At 51.5% G+C, this 20,165-nt stretch carries 21 protein-coding genes and 3 pseudogenes; 12 read left to right on the top strand and 12 right to left on the bottom strand.

Annotated features, from left to right (window positions below):
- Window positions 1–175 precede the first annotated feature (175 nt).
- The 10 genes from hyaA (at window position 176) to appA (ending at window position 9,952) form a co-directional block, all read left to right on the top strand.
- The gene (gene hyaA, locus AABJ99_RS14890; protein ID WP_001353311.1) at window positions 176–1,294 is read left to right on the top strand and encodes a hydrogenase 1 small subunit; all 1,119 of its coding nucleotides are present in this window, start codon (window positions 176–178) and stop codon (window positions 1,292–1,294) included.
- A complete protein-coding gene (gene hyaB, locus AABJ99_RS14885; RefSeq protein ID WP_000107368.1) occupies window positions 1,291–3,084 on the top strand; it encodes a Ni/Fe-hydrogenase large subunit in 1,794 nt (597 codons plus the stop codon). The genes hyaA and hyaB overlap by 4 nt, the downstream gene beginning before the upstream one ends.
- A gap of 18 nt (window positions 3,085–3,102) precedes the next feature.
- Window positions 3,103–3,810: a Ni/Fe-hydrogenase b-type cytochrome subunit gene (gene hyaC / locus AABJ99_RS14880; protein WP_001186429.1), complete on the top strand. Its 708-nt coding sequence runs from the start codon at window positions 3,103–3,105 to the stop codon at window positions 3,808–3,810.
- On the top strand, window positions 3,807–4,394 hold the full coding sequence (gene hyaD / locus AABJ99_RS14875; RefSeq protein WP_000003634.1) for a hydrogenase 1 maturation protease: 588 nt from the start codon (window positions 3,807–3,809) through the stop codon (window positions 4,392–4,394). Before hyaC ends, hyaD begins: the two co-directional genes overlap by 4 nt.
- Window positions 4,391–4,789, top strand: coding sequence for a hydrogenase-1 operon protein HyaE (hyaE, locus tag AABJ99_RS14870; RefSeq protein WP_039020490.1), 399 nt, complete (start codon window positions 4,391–4,393; stop codon window positions 4,787–4,789). The genes hyaD and hyaE overlap by 4 nt, the downstream gene beginning before the upstream one ends.
- Window positions 4,786–5,643 carry a hydrogenase expression/formation protein gene (gene hyaF / locus AABJ99_RS14865; protein ID WP_039020491.1) on the top strand — a complete coding sequence of 286 codons (858 nt, stop codon included), beginning with the start codon at window positions 4,786–4,788 and terminating at the stop codon, window positions 5,641–5,643. The genes hyaE and hyaF overlap by 4 nt, the downstream gene beginning before the upstream one ends.
- Window positions 5,644–5,776: 133 nt before the next feature.
- Entirely contained in the window at window positions 5,777–7,321 is a 1,545-nt protein-coding gene (gene appC / locus AABJ99_RS14860; RefSeq protein ID WP_000263563.1) for a cytochrome bd-II oxidase subunit 1, read from the top strand.
- Between the two features lie 11 nt (window positions 7,322–7,332).
- Window positions 7,333–8,469, top strand: coding sequence for a cytochrome d ubiquinol oxidase subunit II (gene appB, locus AABJ99_RS14855; RefSeq protein ID WP_039020492.1), 1,137 nt, complete (start codon window positions 7,333–7,335; stop codon window positions 8,467–8,469).
- Window positions 8,470–8,481: 12 nt separating this feature from the next.
- Window positions 8,482–8,574: a cytochrome bd-II oxidase subunit CbdX gene (gene cbdX / locus AABJ99_RS14850; protein WP_000270305.1), complete on the top strand. Its 93-nt coding sequence runs from the start codon at window positions 8,482–8,484 to the stop codon at window positions 8,572–8,574.
- A 79-nt stretch (window positions 8,575–8,653) separates the two neighbouring features.
- Complete coding sequence (appA, locus tag AABJ99_RS14845) at window positions 8,654–9,952, top strand: bifunctional acid phosphatase/4-phytase (RefSeq protein ID WP_039020504.1); 1,299 nt, start codon at window positions 8,654–8,656, stop codon at window positions 9,950–9,952.
- Between the two features lie 120 nt (window positions 9,953–10,072).
- Here the strand turns inward: appA and etk are convergent, their stop codons facing one another.
- The 4 genes and pseudogenes from etk to gfcD all read right to left on the bottom strand — a co-directional run.
- Window positions 10,073–12,253 (bottom strand): tyrosine-protein kinase, encoded by a 2,181-nt coding sequence (gene etk / locus AABJ99_RS14840; RefSeq protein WP_000208659.1) that lies wholly within the window; start codon window positions 12,251–12,253, stop codon window positions 10,073–10,075.
- A gap of 19 nt (window positions 12,254–12,272) precedes the next feature.
- Complete coding sequence (etp, locus tag AABJ99_RS14835; RefSeq protein ID WP_000057871.1) at window positions 12,273–12,719, bottom strand: protein-tyrosine-phosphatase Etp; 447 nt, start codon at window positions 12,717–12,719, stop codon at window positions 12,273–12,275.
- Window positions 12,707–13,846, bottom strand: coding sequence for a polysaccharide export protein (gfcE, locus tag AABJ99_RS14830; RefSeq protein ID WP_039020505.1), 1,140 nt, complete (start codon window positions 13,844–13,846; stop codon window positions 12,707–12,709). Before gfcE ends, etp begins: the two co-directional genes overlap by 13 nt.
- Before the next feature lie 45 nt (window positions 13,847–13,891).
- A pseudogene (gene gfcD, locus AABJ99_RS14825) lies at window positions 13,892–15,810 on the bottom strand (YjbH domain-containing protein); the annotation flags it as partial.
- Between the two features lie 10 nt (window positions 15,811–15,820).
- Between gfcD and ymcE the strand changes: the two are divergent.
- Window positions 15,821–16,051 (top strand): protein YmcE, encoded by a 231-nt coding sequence (ymcE, locus tag AABJ99_RS14820; RefSeq protein WP_039020493.1) that lies wholly within the window; start codon window positions 15,821–15,823, stop codon window positions 16,049–16,051.
- Entirely contained in the window at window positions 16,041–16,214 is a 174-nt protein-coding gene (gene gnsA / locus AABJ99_RS14815; RefSeq protein ID WP_001019197.1) for a GnsA/GnsB family addiction module toxin, read from the top strand. Before ymcE ends, gnsA begins: the two co-directional genes overlap by 11 nt.
- A 48-nt stretch (window positions 16,215–16,262) precedes the next feature.
- Here gnsA and yccM read toward each other — a convergent pair whose 3' ends face one another.
- From yccM to AABJ99_RS14775, 8 genes and pseudogenes are all read right to left on the bottom strand, one after another.
- On the bottom strand, window positions 16,263–17,336 hold the full coding sequence (gene yccM, locus AABJ99_RS14810) for a 4Fe-4S binding protein (RefSeq protein ID WP_000818625.1): 1,074 nt from the start codon (window positions 17,334–17,336) through the stop codon (window positions 16,263–16,265).
- Between the two features lie 71 nt (window positions 17,337–17,407).
- Window positions 17,408–17,779: pseudogene (locus AABJ99_RS14805) on the bottom strand (Hpt domain-containing protein); the annotation flags it as partial.
- A pseudogene (locus AABJ99_RS14800) lies at window positions 17,769–17,864 on the bottom strand (3'-5' exoribonuclease domain-containing protein); the annotation flags it as partial. The pseudogenes AABJ99_RS14800 and AABJ99_RS14805, both read right to left, overlap by 11 nt.
- Window positions 17,865–17,872: 8 nt before the next feature.
- Window positions 17,873–18,379, bottom strand: coding sequence for a single-stranded DNA-binding protein (gene ssb, locus AABJ99_RS14795; RefSeq protein ID WP_000168274.1), 507 nt, complete (start codon window positions 18,377–18,379; stop codon window positions 17,873–17,875).
- On the bottom strand, window positions 18,380–19,087 hold the full coding sequence (locus tag AABJ99_RS14790; protein WP_039020495.1) for a Rad52/Rad22 family DNA repair protein: 708 nt from the start codon (window positions 19,085–19,087) through the stop codon (window positions 18,380–18,382).
- A gap of 254 nt (window positions 19,088–19,341) precedes the next feature.
- On the bottom strand, window positions 19,342–19,494 hold the full coding sequence (gene kil / locus AABJ99_RS14785) for a host cell division inhibitory peptide Kil (protein WP_001243355.1): 153 nt from the start codon (window positions 19,492–19,494) through the stop codon (window positions 19,342–19,344).
- Entirely contained in the window at window positions 19,479–19,613 is a 135-nt protein-coding gene (locus tag AABJ99_RS14780; protein WP_001008126.1) for a hypothetical protein, read from the bottom strand. The genes kil and AABJ99_RS14780 overlap by 16 nt, the downstream gene beginning before the upstream one ends.
- Entirely contained in the window at window positions 19,613–20,125 is a 513-nt protein-coding gene (locus tag AABJ99_RS14775; protein WP_000874115.1) for an HNH endonuclease, read from the bottom strand. The genes AABJ99_RS14780 and AABJ99_RS14775 overlap by 1 nt, the downstream gene beginning before the upstream one ends.
- Window positions 20,126–20,165 lie beyond the last annotated feature (40 nt).

Genomic DNA, 20,165 nt, shown 5'->3' with positions numbered 1-20,165 from the left:
GTTTCACTACGCTTTATTAACGATACTTTCTGGCGACGTGCGCCAGTGCAGAAGGATGAGCTTTCGTTTTCAGCATCTCACGTGAAGCGATGGTTTGCCTTGCTACAGGGACGTCGCTTGCCGACCATAAGCGCCCGGTGTCCTGCCGGTGTCGCAAGGAGAAGAGACGTGCGATATGAATAATGAGGAAACATTTTACCAGGCCATGCGGCGTCAGGGCGTTACCCGGCGCAGCTTTCTCAAATATTGCAGTCTGGCTGCCACCTCGCTGGGATTAGGCGCGGGAATGGCTCCGAAGATTGCCTGGGCGCTGGAGAATAAACCGCGCATTCCTGTGGTGTGGATCCACGGTCTTGAATGCACCTGCTGTACCGAATCTTTTATCCGCTCCGCTCACCCACTGGCGAAGGACGTCATCCTTTCCCTGATTTCCCTCGATTACGACGATACCTTGATGGCTGCTGCCGGAACCCAGGCGGAAGAAGTCTTTGAAGACATCATCACGCAATACAATGGCAAATATATCCTCGCAGTAGAAGGTAATCCACCGCTGGGCGAGCAGGGGATGTTCTGTATCAGCAGTGGTCGACCGTTTATTGAAAAACTCAAACGCGCCGCCGCCGGAGCCAGTGCGATTATCGCCTGGGGAACCTGCGCGTCCTGGGGCTGCGTGCAGGCCGCGCGGCCCAATCCAACGCAGGCCACACCAATCGACAAAGTGATCACCGACAAACCGATCATTAAAGTGCCGGGCTGCCCGCCGATCCCGGATGTGATGAGCGCCATCATTACCTACATGGTGACCTTTGATCGCTTGCCGGATGTCGACAGAATGGGCCGTCCACTGATGTTCTATGGTCAACGTATCCACGATAAATGCTATCGCCGCGCCCACTTCGACGCCGGAGAGTTCGTGCAGAGCTGGGATGATGACGCTGCCCGTAAAGGTTACTGTCTGTACAAAATGGGCTGCAAAGGGCCTACCACCTATAACGCCTGTTCCTCCACACGCTGGAACGATGGCGTTTCTTTCCCAATCCAGTCTGGTCACGGCTGCCTGGGCTGTGCGGAAAATGGTTTCTGGGATCGCGGTTCGTTCTACAGTCGCGTGGTCGATATTCCGCAAATGGGAACTCATTCCACCGCCGACACCGTCGGTTTAACCGCGCTTGGCGTGGTGGCAGCGGCTGTTGGTGTGCACGCAGTCGCCAGCGCCGTTGACCAGCGCAGACGTCATAACCAGCAACCTACAGAAACCGAACAACAGCCAGGCAATGAGGATAAACAGGCATGAGCACTCAGTACGAAACTCAAGGATACACCATCAATAATGCCGGACGCCGCCTGGTGGTCGACCCGATTACGCGCATTGAAGGCCACATGCGCTGTGAAGTGAATATTAACGATCAGAATGTGATCACCAATGCCGTCTCCTGCGGCACAATGTTTCGCGGGCTGGAGATCATCCTGCAAGGCCGTGATCCACGCGATGCGTGGGCGTTCGTTGAACGTATCTGCGGCGTCTGTACCGGCGTACACGCTCTGGCTTCGGTCTATGCCATCGAAGATGCTATCGGCATTAAAGTGCCGGACAACGCTAATATCATCCGCAACATTATGCTGGCGACGCTCTGGTGCCACGATCATCTGGTGCACTTTTATCAGCTTGCCGGGATGGACTGGATCGATGTGTTAGATGCGCTGAAAGCCGATCCGCGGAAAACCTCCGAACTGGCGCAAAGTCTCTCCTCATGGCCGAAATCATCACCTGGCTATTTCTTCGACGTACAAAACCGCCTGAAGAAATTCGTTGAAGGCGGCCAGTTGGGGATCTTCCGTAACGGTTACTGGGGGCACCCGCAGTACAAACTGCCGCCAGAAGCCAACTTGATGGGCTTTGCTCACTATCTTGAAGCTCTCGATTTCCAGCGTGAAATTGTCAAAATCCACGCGGTCTTTGGTGGTAAAAACCCACATCCAAACTGGATTGTTGGCGGGATGCCGTGCGCTATCAACATTGACGAAAGTGGCGCGGTCGGGGCGGTCAATATGGAGCGCCTGAATCTGGTGCAGTCGATCATTACCCGCACGGCGGATTTCATTAATAACGTGATGATCCCCGACGCTTTAGCCATCGGTCAATTCAACAAACCGTGGAGCGAAATCGGCACTGGTCTTTCTGATAAATGTGTCCTCAGTTACGGGGCGTTCCCGGATATTGCCAACGACTTTGGCGAGAAAAGTCTGCTAATGCCTGGCGGCGCGGTGATCAACGGCGACTTCAAAAATGTGCTGCCAGTGGATTTAGTCGATCCGCAACAAGTGCAGGAATTTGTCGATCACGCCTGGTATCGTTATCCCAACGATCAGGTCGGGCGTCATCCGTTCGATGGTATTACCGACCCGTGGTACAACCCCGGCGATGTCAAAGGCAGCGATACCAACATTCAGCAGCTGAATGAACAGGAACGCTACTCGTGGATCAAAGCGCCACGCTGGCGCGGTAACGCGATGGAAGTGGGGCCGCTGGCACGCACATTGATCGCTTATCACAAAGGCGATGCTGCGACCGTTGAGTCGGTCGATCGCATGATGTCGGCGTTGAACCTGCCGCTTTCCGGCATCCAGTCAACGTTGGGCCGCATTTTGTGCCGCGCGCACGAAGCGCAGTGGGCCGCAGGTAAGTTGCAATACTTCTTCGACAAGCTGATGACCAACCTGAAAAACGGCAATCTTGCCACCGCCTCCACTGAAAAATGGGAACCTGCAACCTGGCCGACAGAGTGCCGTGGTGTCGGTTTTACCGAAGCGCCGCGCGGGGCGTTAGGCCACTGGGCTGCCATTCGCGATGGCAAGATAGATCTCTACCAGTGCGTGGTGCCGACCACCTGGAACGCCAGCCCGCGCGACCCCAAAGGGCAAATTGGCGCTTATGAAGCCGCGCTGATGAACACCAAAATGGCGATCCCCGAGCAACCGCTGGAGATCCTGCGTACTCTGCACAGCTTTGACCCGTGCCTCGCCTGTTCAACACACGTGCTGGGCGACGACGGTAGCGAGCTGATCTCCGTGCAGGTGCGTTAACAGCGAAGGAGAATCATCATGCAACAGAAAAGCGACAACGTTGTCAGTCACTATGTCTTTGAAGCACCCGTGCGGATATGGCACTGGCTGACGGTGTTATGCATGGCGGTGTTGATGGTCACCGGTTACTTTATCGGCAAGCCGCTGCCTTCGGTCAGCGGTGAGGCGACGTATCTGTTTTATATGGGCTACATCAGGTTAATTCACTTCAGCGCCGGGATGGTTTTTACCGTGGTCTTGCTGATGCGGATCTACTGGGCTTTTGTCGGCAATCGCTACTCACGCGAGCTGTTTATCGTGCCGGTATGGCGTAAAAGCTGGTGGCAGGGCGTGTGGTATGAAATCCGTTGGTATCTGTTTCTGGCAAAACGTCCGAGTGCCGATATAGGTCATAACCCCATCGCCCAGGCGGCGATGTTCGGCTATTTCCTGATGTCGGTATTTATGATCGTCACCGGCTTTGCGCTGTACAGCGAACATAGTCAGTACGCTATTTTTGCGCCGTTCCGTTATGTGGTGGAATTTTTCTACTGGACGGGCGGCAACTCAATGGACATTCACAGCTGGCATCGGCTGGGGATGTGGCTGATTGGCGCGTTTGTTATCGGTCATGTCTACATGGCGCTGCGTGAAGACATCATGTCCGACGACACAGTGATCTCCACCATGGTCAACGGCTACCGTAGCCACAAATTTGGCAAAATAAGTAACAAGGAGCGTTCATGAGCGAGCAACGCGTGGTGGTAATGGGGCTGGGCAATCTGCTGTGGGCCGATGAAGGCTTCGGCGTGCGGGTGGCGGAACGGTTGTATGCCCATTACCACTGGCCCGATGAAGTCGAGATTGTTGATGGCGGCACTCAGGGACTGAACTTGCTGGGGTATGTCGAAAGCGCCAGCCACTTGCTGATTCTCGACGCCATTGATTACGGGCTGGAACCCGGAACGCTACGAACGTATGCCGGAGAACGCATTCCGGCCTATCTCAGCGCGAAGAAAATGAGCCTGCACCAGAACAGTTTCTCCGAAGTACTGGCGCTGGCAGATATCCGCGGAAATCTGCCAGCACATATTGCCCTCGTCGGCCTGCAACCCGCGATGCTCGACGACTACGGCGGTAGCCTGAGCGAACTGGCTCGGGAGCAACTGCCCGCCGCGGAACAGGGGGCGCTGGCGCAACTGGCTGCGTGGGGAATTGAGCCGCAACCGGCTAATGAATCGCGCTGTCTCAATTATGACTGTCTGTCGATGGAAAACTACGAAGGCGTTCGCTTGCGCCAGTACCGGATGACGCTGGAGGAGCAGGAATGAGCAACGACACGCCATTTGATGCGTTGTGGCAACGTATGCTGGCGCGCGGCTGGACGCCGATCAGTGAATCCCGTCTTGACGACTGGCTTACGCAAGCGCCAGACGGTGTGGTGTTATTAAGCAGTGACCTGAAACGCACGCCAGAGGTCAGCGATAATCCGGTAATGATTGGCGAATTACTGCGCGAGTTTCCTGATTATACATGGCAGGTAGCGATTGCCGACCTTGAGCAAAGCGAAGCCATCGGTGATCGTTTTGGCGTATTTCGTTTTCCCGCCACACTGGTGTTTACCGGTGGTAGCTATCGCGGCGTGCTGAATGGTATTCACCCGTGGGCGGAACTGATAAACCTGATGCGCGGGCTTGTCGAACCGCAACAGGAGCGTGCCTCATGAGCGAAACTTTTTTCCATCTGCTGGGGCCAGGAACGCAGCCTGATGATGATAGTTTTAGCATGAATCCACTGCCGATTACCTGTCAGGTGAATGATGAACCGAGCATGGCTGCCCTGGAACAGTGTGTGCATAGCCCGCAGGTGATTGCGCTATTAAACGAGTTGCAACATCAACTAAGCGAGCGCCAGCCGCCGCTGGGCGAGGTGCTGGCAGTCGATCTGTTCAATCTCAACGCCGACGATCGTCACTTTATCAATACGCTTCTCGGGGAAGGGGAAGTGTCAGTGCGCATTCAGCAGGCTGACGACAGTGAAAGTGAAATACAGGAGGCGATCTTCTGCGGATTATGGCGGGTGCGCAGACGTTGCGGCGAACAGTTGCTGGAGGACAAACTGGAGGCTGGCTGCGCGCCGCTGGCATTGTGGCAGGCGGCAACGCAAAACGTCTTGCCGACAGATTCTCTGTTACCGCCGCCCATTGATGGCCTGATGAATGGCCTACCGCTGGCTCATGAATTACTGGCACATGTACGTAATCCTGACGCGCAGCCGCACAGCATTAATCTGACGCAATTACCTATCAGCGAGGCTGATCGGCTTTTTCTCTCACGTCTCTGTGGGCCGGGAAATATTCAGATTCGCACCATTGGCTACGGCGAGAGCTATATCAACGCGACCGGCCTGCGGCATGTCTGGCATTTACGCTGTACGGACACCTTAAAAGGCCCGTTACTTGAGAGTTATGAAATCTGCCCAATACCGGAAGTGGTGCTGGCAGCGCCAGAAGATTTGGTCGACTCTGCGCAGCGGCTTAGCGAGGTATGTCAGTGGCTGGCGGAAGGTGCACCGACGTAAAAAGACGGTAAGTATCGCTTTCAGGCTTATGAATATCGCAATCGGCGAATACCTCTGGTCGTAGAGTTTCAGGATAAAGAGGGAGATCTACCATTAACGGGTTATTTTTCTCTCTTCGCCTACAGGAGTACGCATGTGGGATGTCATTGATTTATCGCGCTGGCAGTTTGCTCTGACCGCGCTGTATCACTTTTTATTTGTACCCCTTACCCTGGGGCTGATTTTTTTGCTGGCTATCATGGAAACCATTTACGTGGTCACCGGCAAAACAATCTACCGCGATATGACGCGCTTCTGGGGTAAGCTCTTCGGTATCAACTTTGCTCTTGGCGTGGCTACCGGCCTGACGATGGAGTTTCAGTTTGGTACTAACTGGTCATTCTATTCCAACTATGTGGGCGATATTTTTGGCGCACCGCTGGCGATGGAAGCATTAATGGCCTTCTTCCTCGAATCCACCTTTGTCGGGCTGTTCTTCTTCGGCTGGCAACGGCTGAATAAATACCAGCACCTGCTGGTGACGTGGCTGGTGGCGTTCGGTTCAAATCTCTCTGCGTTGTGGATATTGAATGCCAACGGTTGGATGCAATACCCGACCGGTGCGCATTTTGATATCGACACCCTTCGTATGGAAATGACCAGCTTCAGCGAGCTGGTCTTTAACCCGGTCAGCCAGGTGAAATTTGTGCACACCGTAATGGCGGGCTACGTGACCGGGGCCATGTTTATTATGGCGATCAGCGCCTGGTATTTACTGCGCGGACGGGAGCGCGATGTTGCATTACGCTCGTTTGCCATCGGTTCCGTCTTCGGTACTCTGGCGATTATCGGTACGCTGCAACTCGGAGACAGTTCTGCGTATGAAGTCGCGCAAGTACAACCGGTAAAACTGGCGGCAATGGAAGGGGAGTGGCAAACGGAACCTGCACCTGCACCGTTCCATGTAGTTGCCTGGCCGGAACAGGATCAAGAGCGTAACGCCTTTGCCATCAAAATTCCTGCGCTGCTAGGGATCCTCGCCACTCACTCATTAGATAAACCCGTGCCGGGTCTGAAGAATTTGATGGCTGAAACCTACCCACGCTTGCAACGCGGACGTATGGCCTGGCTGTTAATGCAGGAAATATCGCAAGGCAATCGTGAGCCGCATGTGTTGCAGGCATTCCGGGAGCTGGAAGGCGACCTTGGTTACGGCATGTTGCTCTCCCGCTATGCGCCGGATATGAACCATGTCACAGCTGCACAGTACCAGGCGGCGATGCGTGGCGCGATACCTCAGGTTGCGCCGGTATTCTGGAGTTTCCGCATCATGGTGGGCTGTGGTTCTCTGCTGCTACTGGTGATGCTGATTGCGCTTGTCCAGACGCTGCGTGGCAAAATCGACCAGCATCGCTGGGTACTGAAAATGGCGCTCTGGAGTTTGCCGCTGCCGTGGATTGCGATTGAAGCCGGGTGGTTTATGACCGAGTTTGGTCGGCAGCCGTGGGCGATACAGGACATCTTACCGACATACTCCGCGCACTCCGCTTTAACCACAGGACAACTGGCTTTCTCACTGATCATGATCGTAGGGCTTTACACCCTGTTCTTAATCGCCGAAGTCTACCTGATGCAGAAATATGCCCGTCTGGGGCCGAGCGCGATGCAGAGTGAACAACCGACGCAGCAACAGGGGTAAAGGAGAAAATCATGTTTGATTATGAAACATTGCGCTTCATCTGGTGGCTGCTGATTGGCGTGATCCTGGTGGTCTTTATGATCTCCGATGGATTTGACATGGGGATCGGCTGTCTGCTGCCGCTGGTGGCGCGTAATGATGATGAACGCCGGATAGTGATAAACAGCGTTGGCGCGCACTGGGAAGGCAATCAGGTCTGGTTAATCCTCGCAGGTGGGGCATTATTTGCCGCCTGGCCCAGAGTGTATGCAGCGGCGTTTTCCGGCTTTTATGTGGCGATGATTCTGGTGCTGTGCTCGCTGTTCTTCCGCCCGCTGGCCTTTGATTATCGCGGAAAAATCGCCGATGCACGCTGGCGTAAAATGTGGGATGCCGGACTGGTCATCGGCAGTCTGGTGCCGCCGGTAGTCTTCGGTATCGCCTTCGGCAACTTGTTGCTCGGCGTGCCGTTTGCCTTTACACCGCAATTACGCGTGGAGTATCTCGGCAGCTTCTGGCAACTGCTGACGCCATTCCCTTTATTGTGCGGATTGCTCAGCCTTGGGATGGTGATTTTGCAAGGTGGCGTCTGGTTACAACTGAAAACTGTTGGTGTGATTCATCTGCGTTCACAGCTGGCGACTAAACGGGCTGCACTGTTGGTGATGCTGTGCTTTTTGCTGGCGGGTTACTGGCTGTGGGTCGGTATTGATGGCTTTGTACTGCTCGCCCAGGATGCTAACGGTCCTTCCAATCCGTTAATGAAACTGGTGGCAGTGCTACCTGGTGCCTGGATGAATAATTTCGTCGAATCGCCCGTTCTGTGGATCTTCCCGCTGCTGGGGTTCTTCTGCCCATTGCTGACGGTGATGGCGATTTATCGTGGTCGCTCGGGTTGGGGATTTTTGATGGCATCATTGATGCAATTTGGCGTGATTTTCACGGCAGGTATTACGCTGTTTCCTTTTGTCATGCCGTCAAGCGTGAGTCCAATCTCCAGCCTGACGTTGTGGGACAGCACTTCCAGTCAGTTGACGCTGAGCATTATGTTGGTAATCGTGCTGATATTTTTGCCCATTGTGTTGCTCTACACTCTCTGGAGCTACTACAAAATGTGGGGGCGCATGACAACAGAAACTCTCCGCCGTAACGAAAACGAGCTGTACTAAGGAGCAGGAACAATGTGGTATTTACTTTGGTTCGTCGGCATTTTGTTGATGTGTTCGCTCTCCACCCTTGTGTTGGTATGGCTGGACCCGCGTCTGAAAAGTTAACGAACGTAAGCCTGATGAGGCGTATTAGCGTCGCATCAGGCAATCAATAATGTCGGATATGAAAAGCGGAAACATATCGATGAAAGCGATCTTGATCCCATTCTTATCTCTTCTGATTCCGTTCACCCCGCAATCTGCATTCGCTCAGAGTGAGCCGGAGCTGAAGCTGGAAAGTGTGGTGATTGTCAGTCGTCATGGTGTGCGTGCCCCAACCAAGGCCACGCAACTGATGCAGGATGTCACCCCAGACGCATGGCCAACATGGCCGGTAAAACTGGGGTGGCTGACACCGCGCGGTGGTGAGCTAATCGCTTATCTCGGACATTACCAACGCCAGCGTCTGGTGGCTGACGGATTGCTGGCGAAAAAGGGGTGCCCGCAGCCTGGTCAGGTCGCGATTATTGCTGATGTCGACGAGCGTACCCGTAAAACAGGCGAAGCCTTCGCCGCCGGGCTGGCACCTGACTGTGCAATAACCGTACATACCCAGGCAGATACGTCCAGTCCCGATCCGTTATTTAATCCTCTAAAAACTGGCATTTGCCAACTGGATAACGCGAACGTGACTGACGCGATCCTCAGCAGGGCAGGAGGGTCAATTGCTGACTTTACCGGGCATCGGCAAACGGCGTTTCGCGAACTGGAACAGGTGCTTAATTTCCCACAATCAAACTTGTGCCTTAACCGTGAGAAACAGGACGAAAGCTGTTCATTAACGCAGGTATTACCATCGGAACTCAAGGTGAGCGCCGACAATGTCTCATTAACCGGTGCGGTAAGCCTGGCGTCAATGCTGACGGAGATATTTCTCCTGCAACAAGCACAGGGAATGCCGGAGCCGGGGTGGGGAAGGATCACCGATTCACACCAGTGGAACACCTTGCTAAGCCTGCATAACGCGCAGTTTTATTTGCTACAACGCACGCCAGAGGTTGCCCGCAGTCGTGCCACCCCGTTGTTGGATTTGATCATGACAGCGTTGATGCCCCATCCACCGCAAAAACAGGTGTATGGTGTGACATTACCCACTTCAGTGCTGTTTATCGCCGGACACGATACTAATCTGGCAAATCTCGGCGGCGCACTGGAGCTCAACTGGACGCTTCCAGGTCAGCCGGATAACACACCGCCAGGTGGTGAACTGGTGTTTGAACGCTGGCGTAGGCTAAGTGATAACAGCCATTGGATTCAGGTTTCGCTGGTCTTCCAGACTTTACAGCAGATGCGTGATAAAACGCCGCTATCATTAAATACGCCGCCCGGAGAGGTGAAACTGACCCTGGCAGGATGTGAAGAGCGAAACGCGCAGGGCATGTGTTCGTTGGCCGGTTTTACGCAAATCGTGAATGAAGCACGCATACCGGCGTGCAGTTTGTAATGCATAAAAAAAGAGCATTCAGTTACCTGAATGCTCTGAAGCTGATGACAAACGAAGAACTGTCTGATGCGTAGGCCGGAAAAGGCGTTCACGCCGCATCCGGCCACCTTACCTTCAGTTTTACTCTTTCTCGGAGTAACTATAACCGTAATAGTTATAGCCATAACTGTAAGCGGTGCTGGCGCGTTTAATCACACCATTGAGGATTGCGCCTTTAATATTAACGCCAGCCTGTTCCAGACGCTGCATTGACAAGCTCACCTCTTTGGCGGTGTTCAAGCCAAAACGCGCAACCAGCAGGCTGGTGCCGACAGAGCGCCCCACGACCGCAGCATCGCTCACCGCCAGCATCGGCGGCGTATCGACAATCACCAGATCGTAATGGTCGTTCGCCCATTCCAGTAATTGACGCATCCGATCGCGCATCAGCAGTTCAGACGGGTTAGGTGGCACCTGACCGCGAGTAATCACATCAAAGCCTCCTTTGCCAAAATGCTGGATCACTTTGTTGAGCTCATCTTTCCCTGCCAGATATTCCGACAAGCCATGTTCATTACTCACGGTAAACAGGTTATGCGAATAACCACGACGTAAGTCGGCATCAATAAATAACACTTTTTGATCGGACTGGGCGATCACCGCCGCCAGAGTTGAACTGACGAACGTTTTACCACTGTCTGGCGTCGCACCGGTGATCATCAGAATGTTATTCTCTGTCTCCATCATAGCGAAGTGCAGACTGGTTCGTAGCGCACGTACGGCTTCCACAGCAGAATCCGCCGGGTTATCCACCGCCAGGAAGGGGATATTTTTAGTACGATGGCGCTGCTGATTAGAAAATAAATTTTTCTTACGTAGACGGGTACGCTTATCCAGCCACTCGGACATCGGGATAGTGGCATAAACGCTGATGCCGTGCTCTTCCAGTTGTTCCGGTGCTTCTACACCACGACGCAACATCGCACGCGCCAGCACGGCACCCACCGAAATAAACAGGCCAAGAATAAAACCAAGCACCACATTCAACGCTTTTTTCGGTTTCACTGGCTGCGGCTGAGTGACTGCCGGGTCGATAATCCGCACGTTACCAATCGCACTGGATTTCGAAATACTCAACTCCTGCTGGCGGTTAAGTAATTGCAGATATACCGCACGGCCCGCTTCTACGTCACGGCTTAAACGCAATACTTCCTGTTGAGTGGAAGGCATTGCCGATACCCGCTTATTCAGGCGTTTGCGTTCTTGCTCCAGCGTCTGGCGTTTTTCCAGCAGCGCACGATAAGTTGGGTGATCTTTCTTATACAGCTGGGAGATCTCTGCCTCGCGGAAGGTCAGCTCATTGAGTTGATTATCAACGTTAACAATCTGCTCAAGAACGGCTTTGGCTTCCAGGTTAAGGTCAACCGAATCGCGCTGCTGGCGATAAACGTTGAGTTTTTCTTCCGCCTGGTCCAGCTCGCTGCGCACTTCTGGCAACTGGCGCTGTAAGAATTCAAGGCTTTGTGAATCCTGCGCCGCCTGGCGAGCGATATTCTGTTGCAAATAGTTGTTAGCGATGCTGTTCAGAATACGAGTAATCAACTGGGGATCATCACCGGTCATGGTAAGTTCCAGCATCCCGCTTTCTTTACTGCGTTCGCTAACGGTAAAGGTTTCCTGCAACGCGTTAATCGCTTCCAGTTCGGTACGCTGGCTCAGGACAAACTGCGTTCCTGGTTTGGCCTTAATGTCCGCGATAGTCAGCGCAACGCCGTCTTTTTCCAGACGCTGGCCGACCATACCATTGACGGTGAACCCTTCACCTTCCAGCGTATAGTGGCCATTTTCCCCAACTGTGAGTGTAAGTTGCTGATCCTGACCATTCAGTTGTGGGATGTGCATCCAGCTGATCGCCAGCTCACCTGGTTTCTCTTTGGTTAATCTCGCCCAGCCGCGACCCACAATCGGAAAATACTTTTGCTCAACTATGTCGCGCAGATTCAGTTCAGCAATGGTTTTACCGAGAATCATGCGTGATTGCAGTAGTTGGATCTCCGGTGCTGACTCGGGCGATGAGTTAGGGATCATATCGCTCAGGCCGCTGAGAATGGCGTTGCCCTGTTTCTGCTCAACCTGGACCAGCGTATCTGCCTGATAAATTGGCGTGCTTAACAGCGAGTAAGCGACAGCGATCAGCGTGAATAACGCAGTCACGCTGATAATAAACTTACGGTGATCCCATAACTCGCCGACCAGACGAAGCAGATCGATCTCATTTTCCTGAGTGCTGCCTGGTGGCGTATTCATATTTTTAGTTGTCATCGTATTTTATAAACTCAAATTACCGGCTGAGGCGCTTCGCCCATTCCTGACTGGCGCGCTCCAACATACCGTAGACATGCTCAAATGCGTCCTGACTTTTACGATAGGGATCCGGGATCTCTTTCTGTTCCAGCCATTGCCCAAACAGCATTGTCTTCCCGCGGACCTCGGGAGCGATTGCCGTAACCTGAGCAATATGTTCCGACTCCATTGCCAGAATCAGATCGTAATTTCGTGCCATCTCAGCAGTGAGCTTACGTCCGGCATGTCCTTCAAGAGATACGCCATGATTAGCGGCAACATCTGCCGCTGTTGCATCTGCAGGGTGCTTTACCAGACCATGAACACCTGCCGATTTGACTTTTACGCCTGGCAGACGTTTACGCAGCAAGCGCTCGCCAATGGGCGAACGGCAAATGTTGCCGGTACAAACCACCAGGATTGAGTTAAATTTTAGTTGGGCCATGTTTGAATCCACCGTGAAGTCTCTGTCAGGTCATGCACCCCGGAAATCGTCGGTACCAGCAGAGAAATCACACGGTTCCAACGAGCCAGCGGCGCGGTAGTGACATAAACAATGTCGTAAGGTTCAAGCTGGAATTCCGTTCCGAGTATCATTGCCGATGCGTCCTTCGCATTCAGCTGATAAATATTGGCGATTTTGCCATTCTGCTTGTTTTGCGTTGCACGAATAACAAAAATCCCCGTCGCGTCGGCGACATCCTGATTCATACCCTCAGCGTTACCCAGCGCTTCCGCCAGGGTCATACCGCTGCGGTCCATTTTCAGCGTGCTCTGTTTACCCACTTCACCCATCACGAAGACTTTCAGATCATCGTTGCGCGGAATAAATAAAATATCGCCCGGGTGCAGCAGTTTGTTCTGGCGCAAGTCGCCACGCTGCATCAGCGCATAGAGGTTCACTTTGGTCTTTACGCCATTCTGGGTGAGCACCACGTTGCGCCAGTCTGCATCTGCGGTCAGACCGCCCGCGGCGTTAATCGCATCCATGATGGTCAGAGGAATATTGGTAATCGGCTGCTGACCCGATTTGCTGACTTCGCCGGTGACGTACGCTTTTTGCGATCGGAACGCCGCGACGCTGACATCGACCTGCGGGCTTTCAATGACTGAGTCCAGACGCGCTGTAATCTCGTTGCGTACTTGGGTAAGCGTTTTCCCGGCCACTTTCAGGCGACCAATATAAGGGTAGAAAATTGCACCATCAGCGTTAACCCAGTTGCCAGTATCACTGGCGCTACGATATTGCCCTGCGGGTGTGGTTAGTTCCGGGTGATCCCAGACCGTCACCATCAACACATCACCAATGCCGATACGATATTCATAGTTCGCGATTTGCTGCTCCAGCTCCGGGTTAGCCTGCGACATAATCGGTTTGGCGCGCAGCTGATCAATCAATCCTGGCGTGACGGGATAGATATTGACCATTTTGTCCAGGTCATACTGATTGTCAGGTAGTTCAATGACATCCTTGTTACTGGTCGATAAACTCTGACCAGGAACAAGGGTACATGCTGTCAAAGACAGAACAGCCAATGTCAGTACCGAAAACTTAAAAATGTTCTTTTTCATTGGTTTATATTTATCAGTCATTGTAATGTTATGAATTACGTCAGGTTATTGTCCAACCGGTACTTCTCGCTCTGCCGTCATTGGATAGAGCTGGTATTTGCGTGACAGCATTTGTCCACCATCACGCGTCAATGGTGTCCACGAAACCACCGCGCGGTTGCGGTTAGGTCCAATGGTCATCAAGTCGAACGGAATCGAGATATAAAAACCTTTACTAAAGCCGCCTTCGCCGTAGTCATCTTTAGATACGTTACTGATTGCCGCCCATACTCCTACTGCCACACCGCTGTCAAAGCGTTTGGCGACGTCGATGGTTGCCCCTTTATCTTTTGCCAGATATTGACCAACGCTGAGTTTCATCAGTACGCCGTTGAGCGTCGGCGGGTTCCAGTAAGCCGTCACGAAACCTGTTGGCGTGGAATAATCGGTGAAGCGCATCATGTTGTCCCAGTCACGCTGCTTCACGTAGTTAACGTCCACCCCCAGCGCCCAGCTGGCATCGAGCGGGCGATAAAGCAGCTCGGAACCAACACCGGCATACATCGTTTCCAGATAACCGCCGTACACCTGGCCATAGAAACCGTTGCCTAAGTCGGCAAAATAGTTCGCCTGTAAGTTGTTGAGATAAACGTCATTGCGAACGTAATCACGGATATGCGTGCGCACGCGGGGGAGGGTAGAGTCCGCGGGTAACAGCGAAGACTTAAACTTGTCGTAGTTATTGTAAATATTGGTGAAAATACCGCCATCAAGCAGCAGGTGGTCGGTAAACCAGTAGCGGGCGCTGGACATCAGCCCTAGCTGGAACATATAGAAATCTTCCGGGCCGCCCAGCGACTGTGAAAGTGTTGGGTTGAAAGAGTAGCTAAAGCGATCTTCACGAATACGGTAGCCCCGACCAAAGGCAGAAAGATCTTCAGCTTCAACACGTTGTTGTTGCAGTGGCTCTGATTGACCAGGCGCTGTACCGGCCAGCTGTTTGCGCAGGCTGGCTACGTCGGTTTCGGTCGTCACCATCGCCATATGCTCGCGCTTTTGCGTCACGCTAATCTTCTCAACGCCTTGCGGCAGGTTATTCACCAGAATCCGGTTGGCACGATCGACCGCTTCACGAGAGTCACGGTATTTGTATTGCTGACCAGACATATATAGCGTCTTATCGCGCAGCTGAATTTCTGGCGCGTCAAAGCCCGCGTTATACTTCAACGCGGTAAGTTGGTTCGCTACTGTGGTGTACTGCAATCCTTCAGATTCCGGCGCAGGTTGATATGCCAGTTTTGGCGTATCGCGCAGGGCAGGCGCAGATCGTTGAAATTGGTCCGTAACGTGAAGCCAAACATCAACGTGTTACCGCGTTCATAACTCAGGTTGAGATCTGCCCAGCTGGCAGCACGATACACAGCACCGAAATTGAAATGGCTTGCCTGAGGCAGTTTGCCAGCGAAATCATTCTGGTAATTGTTGCCGTCGTATTCGAGTTTCAGACGCAGGGGATTCCACGGCGTTTGATACTCAATGCCGCCAAAGATGGACGCCGGGCCACGAAAGATATCGCTAAAGCTGATATCGCCCGCATCGTGAGACTCTGCACGATGACAATATTTATCGCTCACCCGGCAAAACGGGTTGGTAATATTGCCCGCATTACCGGCGTAGCCCCATGCCATCCCGAGGGTGAAATCAAATGGCCCCGCTTGCTTGCTGGCCACCAAATATTCACCGTCAAACAGACCCGTACCAGCAATATCACGTTTACCAAACGCCACTTGCGGTAGCCAGTAACCTTCTTCCCACAGGCGAAGTTTAAAATCGAAAGATTTGTCTTTGTATGACTGATCGCCGCTGAAATCTTCCCACTGGCTATATTTGCGTGTGCGCACATCCGTATAACGAATGGTGCCTTCCAGCCATGGGAACAGCGCCACGGACGTGGAGTAGAAACGGTATTGATCGTTATCCCGGTACGCACTGACCATGCGCCGCTGGATTTCACAAAATAAGATCAGGCTCCCTCGTGGAGCCTTTTTTATATCTGCCTTATTTTTCTTCAGCACTGTATGTATAGTAAGCGATAACCTGTTGATTATTGAATCTTTAGGGGAGATGGCTTATAACATTTCTTACCTGACCAGGGTACCGGGAACCAACACCTTACTGGCGTGTTGCTGTCTTTTAAGACCAGAAGAGGTTAACAGTGAATATTGAAGAGTTAAAAAAACAAGCCGAAACGGAAATCGCTGACTTTATCGCGCAAAAAATCGCCGAGCTGAACAAGAATACAGGGAAAGAAGTCTCTGAAATTCGCTTCACCGCACGAGAAAAAATGACCGGGCTTGAAAGCTATGATGTCAAAATCAAAATAATGTGATTTTGTGAACATCACCCCGTGCGAGGTGATGTTCCGCTTGTTGCTAATTTAGTGACCAATCATTGGCGCTTGCGGAATTAAGCGTCGGTACAATTCCTCCGGCACCGGGCTTTGCCATACTCCCGCATACATTGCGTAACCAATCACCGCAAACATAATCCCCAGAACCAGTAGCGTCATTAACCAGCCAGACAACGCAAAGGCTTTTTTATTTGCCGCAGGTTTTTGCAGTGAAAAGGTCAATGTTGAGGCTACCGGACATGACTCTACGCAAGTCATACAACCGGTACATTCCACGGTTCGTACCTGAATTAATTTATCGACTGGGATCCGCGATGGGCAATTTTTTGCGCATTTGCCACAGTCGATACAACTTTCGGCATTGCGACGAATCTTAAACGGCGACAATAGCGAAACCACGCCCATCAGCGCGCCATATGGGCAAAGATAACGACACCAGGCATGGCGAATAAACAGACTGACAATCAGCAAAACGGTCACGCTGATTAATGTCGCGGTCCCCATATGACGAAAGAAATCGAGCATTTTAACGTCCATCACCACGCTGTAGGGCGACAACATAAAATAGTGAATAGCCTGAGCGGGCATCAATAACGCGATATAGAGAAAAAAACTCAACAGCAAATACTTCACGCCGCGCAGAGGAATATCCAGACAGCGGGGAAGGACAAATTGCCGACCAAACAGTTTGTTACCGAGATCGCCGATTAATTCAGAAAGCGTACCAACCGGGCATAACCATGAACAAAAGGCCTTTTTTAGTAATAGACTGATGACGATAAAAGCGACCAATAACAGCATCGCGGCGGCGTGGACGGACGGTAACTGGCCTGTTGCAAGGCTATATTTCAGATTCATCAGACCGGCAATCGGTAGCCAGCCTTCGATGCCTCCTGGCCTGGCGACAAATGTCGTACTACCTGCCGTTTCGTAATAGCGCACCCAATACCAGAACGTGATGGCAATATAAATATTAATTGCCAACAGTAATAATTGCGTCGCTTTACGCCAGGTCGTGGCATTGCGCCAGTCATTCCACGGTAATTTGCCGCCCGTCGTGCCTGGCCGCCGCTGCCAGCGGGTTCTTCTTTTCTCTGCCATGATTTTGCCAGTCCGTTAAGTTGCATACCAAATGCCACTATTCTAGTTGTTCTTAACTGGCTGATATTGATTCAAATCGCGTTCAGGTCTTTCTTATTCAACCATGCTTCCAGAGCGGCAACACTGCGTGTAATTTCTTCGTGTGGAAGGGGGGCAGATAATGGCTGCTGCTCCAGTTGTGCGCATAGCTGGCTGGCGCTACGCATTCCCAGACTCGAGCAACTGCTTTTTAGCTGATGTGCGGCACGCTTTATTTTCTCGCTTTCCTGACTGGCGCGGGCAATGTCGATGTCATCGAGAAGCGGCAGGGCATGTTGTTTAAATAATGTCAGCCATTCGTGGATCTTCTCCGTCCCCATCAACTGAGCATCTTCATTGAGTTGCGATACATCCAGCGGTTGATCGTTATTGACTTGCAGTTGAAGATAGTGCGCCAGTATTCGGGTCAAAGAATACCGCCCCAATAGAAATAACTGGCGCGTATGGCCCGTTGCCCATTGTTTCAAGGTCAACCATCAAGTGATTCATGTAAGTCCTTAAATTGCGTGAATAGCGTGACGAGGGAAGGGGAGAGTTACTGGTGCAAAGGGGATATCGTCGTCAAAATCCATCGGAGGTTCGTTGTGTTGTGCTGGTGATGATTGCTGCTGTGGCTTCTGTGATTGCCTGCTGGCTGCTTGTTGTTTGCTGTCGCCAATGCCGCCAAGCATTTGCATCACGCCATTAATTCCGACATGAACCTCGGTTGTGTAACGGTCTTGCCCTGACTGGTCTTTCCACTTTCTGGTTCTCAGCATTCCCTCGAAATAAATCTGATCACCTTTTTTCACATACTGCCCCACGACCTCAGCCAGTTTCCCGGATACAGCAACACGATGCCATTCAGTCAATTCCTTTTGCTCGCCAGTATTTTTATCTCGCCATTGTTCTGACGTGGCTATTGTCAGGTTAGCGAACGCTGTTCCTGATGGTGAGTATCGAACTTCCGGGTCTTGTCCTACCCGACCAAGGATAATCACCTTATTTACGCCTCTGCTTGCCATTTATGCCGCCTGTTTTAGTTCGTTAACTCTGATGTTCATTACCTGAACGCATTTAGCCTGCGCCTCCTCGTTGCCAGCCATTAATTGCCAGTCACGCTGATAACGCTCGATGAGTTTTTTCTTGTCAGTTTCTGTTGATGCATAATCGCTGAAGTCTTTCAGGATTTGTTCGCAGTCAACCGATGGAGATTTCTGGTTGGTATTTTCTGATGATGGTTTGTTATCTGATGCTGGGATTGCCCATCCCGGCAGCGATGGAGGGAGCCAGTAAAATCCTGTTCCATCCTTCAGTTTTGCCCTGTGCCACCCCTGCTTTTTATCGAGAGATGTTTGTGCGAAACCTTCCTCAAGGTTATACAGATACCGACCGATTCCCCACTGAACGGCAGCGCGCTTCATTGCGCCGGAACGACCACCTTTGACGGCTTCTACCTGCGTGTTTTCAGCAGCATCCCATTTGGTTACCCATTCGGAATCAATCCTGATTGATATGCCGCATTCAACGCCTCCGTTGTTGGGAATATCGCGGTATTCATTGCGCCATCCTGCTTTGCCGCAAACATCGTCCAGGCGTTTCATGATTGCCCTGTTCGTGACATAAGCCAGCACCATAGCCCACACCTTGCCATCGCGTGTTTTACCGCTTTGCTGTATTCGCCATTCGATATCTTCAGGGCTGAATGGCTCATCGAATTTATTCAAATCCATAATTCACCTCAGAATGGACATGGCCCAAGGAAATAACGCTGGTTTAATACTTCGACTCGGGACAAATTAAGACATACCCGCATTCCTTCGCGGTCGCCATTATGGCGATACCAGAGAGCTTTCTGCGTGTACATGCGTCTCTGTAACTTGCTCTCCTTCACTGTGGTTGCAAGTGACATGAATATCTCCTTCGTTACCGATTAATTCTTTCATCTGACGAATGAATTCTTCGTCTGACCAGTTATCTGTAAAACTCATTTCCTGCGATACCACGGAAGGTTGATAGCTGATTTCATCGCTTTATTTGCTTCAAGCCACATTTTTGAATCACCAATAAATCTGGCTATTACTGCTTTGTTCTGTGCAGCACGAAGCATCTGGTGATTAATGGCTATTTCATTGCGCATAACGCCTCCAGTTGTTTCTTTGCTGCTCTGATTAATTGTTTAACTCGGCGTGATAATTCAGATTCGTGCGGGTAGAAAGCGGACATGACGCCGCTACCAGCTAAAATATATTCATTCATTATTTGCTCCTGTAGAATTCGCCGTGATGCTTTCTGGCAAAGTCGCAGTAAGCTTTTTTGGCATCTTCTAATTCATTAAAGTACCCTAGATGTTTTTTCTTCCCGTTTAATTTCCCATAGGCAGCCCACTTTCTACTTTCCTTCTTCCATGTGACTCCTTTGCAACCTGATTTGTTGAGGGTGTTTATTTTACTATTCATTGAATTCTGTGAGTAAGTTGCAAGCCTCAGATTGCAAATTCTGTTATCTGTCTTTATGCCATTTATATGGTCGATAATACCTTCAGGCTCAACACCGAAAGTGATAATCCATGCAAGTCTATGTGCAGCATAGTGTCTTCCGTTAATGAAAATCCTTAAGTAGCCGCTTGTTGTTATTGTTCCGGCAGTTCCACCTATCTTTCTTGCTCCATAAGATTTTAGCCATGTGAACTCACCAGAAATAGGGTTATATTTGACAACATTATTAATCTCACTTAGGGAAATTAATTCAAGAATCTTTATAAATGCCATTTTATATCCTATCAACTGCGTTCATTAATCAGCGTTTACG

It is taken from the genome of Escherichia coli, from assembly GCF_036503815.1.
Classification (GTDB): domain Bacteria; phylum Pseudomonadota; class Gammaproteobacteria; order Enterobacterales; family Enterobacteriaceae; genus Escherichia; species Escherichia coli_F.
The sequence above is the reverse complement of the archived record's forward strand: the minus strand, read 5'-3'. Positions and strand labels throughout refer to the sequence as shown.